The sequence below is a fragment of the Streptomyces sp. NPDC054757 genome, assembly GCF_053612185.1.
This window is the reverse complement of sequence record NZ_JBSHBW010000049.1, coordinates 40,762-44,499: the sequence shown is the minus strand read 5'-3', so window position 1 is coordinate 44,499 and position 3,738 is coordinate 40,762. Positions and strand designations below refer to the sequence as shown.

Here is a 3,738-nt window from a genome sequence, read left to right as displayed (position 1 = left end):
CGTCCCCCTCAGGCAGCGCGAGCGGGTGGCCCGCGCCCCCCCCCGCCCCCCGCCCGCGGGCGGCGCCCCGGCCCCGCGGCGCCCCCCGCCGCTGTCATGTGTCATGGCCGCCCCGCCGCCGGGCGGCCCCGGCTCACATCTGCGGTACGGGCTCGCCGTTCGCCGCGTCGATGACCCGCCGGGCCCCCAGCGGCTGCTCCAGCCGCACCTTCTGCGTCACCGATCCGATGATGTCGGGGCAGACCTTCCCGGGCTTGCGGACCGGCGCGCTCAGCGCCACCCGCACCGTGTCCGTGTTCTCGGTGGTCCGTACGCCGTACCGGCCACACATCTGGCCCATGATGCGCAGCGTCAGGGTCCGTCCGTCGGCGCGGTAGGCCGTCGGGGTCTGGTCGGAGCCGCCGGGGTGGTTCCCCCCGGTGGGCGGTTCCGGCTTCGCCAGATAGCGGTCCTCCACCGCCGTCGCGGTGACCGTGGCGGGCCCGGCCGTACCCTCGGGCCGGACGTCGAAGAGCCAGGAGGGTACGAGGATCTGCCGTCCGCCGGACAGCCGCATCGCGAGCCCCAGCTCCGCGTGGCTCACGGTGACCGCCCGGGACCCCGGGGACTTGGACGCCGGCGTACAGGGCGTGGAGGGCGGGGCGCTCGCCGTGCCGGTTCGGGAGGCGCCGCTCCCGCTGCTGACACGGCCGTCACCGGCGCCGGTGGCCGAGTAACCGGTGAGCGGCTCCATCGTGGCGCAGCCGCCCGTACCGGAGCCCCCTGCTCCGGACCCTCCGCCCGCGGACGAGTTCAGCCGCTTCAGAGCTTCGGCCGCGCCGGTCAGCGGATACTCCGCACCCTTGACGGGGGCCTTCAGCAGGCCGGTGCCGCCGGTCAGCCGGCCGTCCGCCCCGATCTGCAACCCGGTCGTCCAGCCGTACGTGGGCAGCCCGCCCACCTTCGGATCGGCGTTCACCACCCGCACCGCGCCCATCACCCGGCTCGCGTCCAGCTTCGCGTCGCTCTCGCCCAGCGCCTTCAGCAGCGGGGCGGCCGCGGCCCGCGCCGCCTGCTCGCTCACCGGCTTCCCGTCACCGGCCGACCCCGTACCCGGACCGGTCCCTCCGCTGGAACCGCTGGAACCGCTGGAGCCGTTGGAACAGAGCTTTCCACTCGGGCAGTTGTCGCTGCCGCCGCTGCCGAACCGGGTGAACGTCCAGCTGCCCGGGGCCTGCCGGGCCACCTGGAGCAGCGGACCCGAACCGTCCTTGTCCGCGCCCACCTTCCACTCCGTACCCACCAGCCGCGGAGTGCCCTGCACCCCGAGCGCGTGGGCCAGCCGTGCCACATCGGCGGCGGCGACGGTGCCGTCGGCGCGGTAGACCGGAGCCGTTTTCGGTGGCGCGGGGAAGGTCCCGCCGGGGCGGTACACGGGGCCCCGCGGGTCGGGTTCCCCCGGTGCGATGCCCGGGGAGCCGCCGCCGGTACGGGCCGACTGGTCCAGGGCGAGGGGAGGAGGGGCCGTGGCACCACCGCCGGGGGTCGCGCTGGTCTCCGCGCCGCCGTTGTCGTGCCCGGCCGCTGTCGCCGCCCAGTAGGCCCCGCCGCCCCCAGCGAGCAGCACCGCTGCCGCAACCGATGTGACGGCGGCCGGGGACCGCCGCCGACGGGGACGTGCCGTGTCGTGCTCGGGTCGCTCGCTGCTCACCGCATGCTCCTTCGACTCCGCTGCCGCCCACTGTCGTGGCCGTTCCCCCGTGCGGGGGAACGGAGGTGGGACGGGGCGGGGGAGCACACGGTTCCCTCGGGCTTCCTGCCCGGCCGCTCAGGGGGCGTGCGGCCGGTGGGGCTCAGCCCGTGATGCGCGTGCTCAGTCCCCGTACTCGGACATGGAGTCGATCAGCCGCGCGGAGGCGGGCGGTACCTTCACCCCGTGGATCAGGGACGGGGGTACGGGGGCGGGCGCGGGCCGCACGGGCACCACCCAGTGCGGAGCCATACGCGCACAGTCGCCGCGCAGGCCGGTCAGATCGGTGAGGTCCGTCAGATCGGTCCGGTCGGTCGGATCGGTACGGCCGGACCCGGAATCGGACGGTGCTGCGCCCTTCGGCGCGAAGGAGTTCATAAGTCAGCGTAGGCACGAGGCGGCTTGCGGAGAAAGCGCTACTATCGGGTAGTTTCCTCCCTTCGAGCCGAGGGCGTACGAACCGGTAGCGTGAGGTGTCCGCCTCCCTCCTCCGCAGGAGTCCTCGCCGTGCGCATCGCAGTCACCGGCTCCATCGCCACCGACCACCTCATGACCTTCCCCGGCCGTTTCGCCGACCAGCTGGTCGCCGATCAGCTCCATACGGTCTCGCTCTCCTTCCTGGTCGACACCCTCGATGTACGGCGCGGAGGCGTCGGCGCCAACATCTGCTTCGGGATGGGCCAGCTCGGCACGGACCCGATCCTGGTCGGCGCCGCGGGCCCCGACTTCGACGAGTACCGCGCCTGGCTCGACCGGCACGGCGTGGACACCGGTTCGGTCCGGATCTCCGAGGTTCTGCACACCGCCCGGTTCGTGTGCACCACGGACGCCGACCACAACCAGATCGGCTCGTTCTACACGGGCGCCATGAGCGAGGCCCGCCAGATCGAGCTTCAGTCGGTCGCCGAGCGCGTCGGCGGACTCGACCTGGTGCTGATCGGGGCCGACGACCCCGAGGCGATGCTCCGCCACACCGAGGAGTGCCGCACCCGCTCCATCCCGTTCGCCGCCGACTTCTCCCAGCAGATCGCCCGGATGACGGGCGAGGACATCCGCACGCTGCTCGTCGGCGCCACGTACCTCTTTTCCAACGAGTACGAGAAGGGGCTCATCGAGTCCAAGACCGGCTGGACCGACGAGGAGATCCTCGACCGGGTCGGCCACCGGGTCACCACGCTCGGCGCCCGGGGCGTCCGGATCGACCGCAAGGGCGAGGAGCCGATCGTGGTCGGCTGCGCCGAGGAGGAGGCGAAGGTCGACCCGACCGGCGTGGGCGACGCGTTCCGCGCGGGCTTCCTCTCCGGGCTCTCCTGGGGCGTCGGTCTGGAGCGTGCGGCGCAGACCGGCTGCATGCTGGCCACGCTGGTGATCGAGACGCTGGGCACGCAGGAGTACACGCTGCGCCACGCCACCTTCATGGACCGCTTCACCAAGGCGTACGGCCACGACGCGGCGGCCGAGGTCCGGGCCCACCTCCAGTAGCCCACCGTCCGGAACCGGGCCCCGGGGCGCTTCCTCACGGCCCCGGCGGGACCTTCCGTACGTCCTGTACGTCTCTTGTACGTCCTGTACTTCCTGGGCGGGGACCGGCTCACGACACCCGGCGCACCCGGAAGGCGGTACCCCCGTCGACCGGGTGCGCCCCCTCGTACCTCTGACCCCGCATCTCGCACCAGGCCGGTACGTCGAGCTTCGCGGCCTCGTCGTCCGAGAGCACCGTCACCACCCCGCCCACGGGTACATCCCCGAACACCTTTGCCAGCTCGATCACCGGAACGGGGCACCGCTTCCCGAGCGCGTCCACGACGAGCCCCGTCACAGGACCGCCCCCGGCTCCGGTTCCGGCGCCGGCCTCCGCCGCGCCCGCACCTTCCGGCCGCGTGCCGGCCTCCGCCCCCGGCTCCGCCGAGACCTCCGCCCCCGGCTCCGCCGAGACCTCCGCCCCCGGCTCCGCCGAGACCTCCGCCCCCGGCTCCGCCGAGACCTCCGCCCCCGGCTCCGCCGAGACC

The 3,738-nt window shown here is 73.9% G+C and carries 4 protein-coding genes; 1 reads left to right on the top strand and 3 read right to left on the bottom strand.

Annotated features, from left to right (window positions below):
• Positions 1 to 133 precede the first annotated feature (133 nt).
• Together ACWGKJ_RS33835 and ACWGKJ_RS33830 are read right to left on the bottom strand one after the other, a co-directional pair.
• The gene (locus tag ACWGKJ_RS33835) at positions 134 to 1,690 is read right to left on the bottom strand and encodes a hypothetical protein (RefSeq protein WP_385032824.1); all 1,557 of its coding nucleotides are present in this window, start codon (positions 1,688 to 1,690) and stop codon (positions 134 to 136) included.
• Positions 1,691 to 1,852: 162 nt separating this feature from the next.
• Positions 1,853 to 2,107, bottom strand: a complete 255-nt coding sequence (locus ACWGKJ_RS33830; RefSeq protein WP_385032827.1) for a hypothetical protein — start codon at positions 2,105 to 2,107, stop codon at positions 1,853 to 1,855.
• A 129-nt stretch (positions 2,108 to 2,236) separates the two neighbouring features.
• On the opposite strand from ACWGKJ_RS33830, the gene ACWGKJ_RS33825 reads away from it, so the two are divergent.
• Entirely contained in the window at positions 2,237 to 3,211 is a 975-nt protein-coding gene (locus ACWGKJ_RS33825; protein WP_385032821.1) for a carbohydrate kinase family protein, read from the top strand.
• 109 nt (positions 3,212 to 3,320) lie between these two features.
• Here the strand turns inward: ACWGKJ_RS33825 and ACWGKJ_RS33820 are convergent.
• Positions 3,321 to 3,738: sulfurtransferase TusA family protein (locus ACWGKJ_RS33820; protein WP_453315896.1), on the bottom strand; the 418-nt coding region annotated here is incomplete at its 5' end.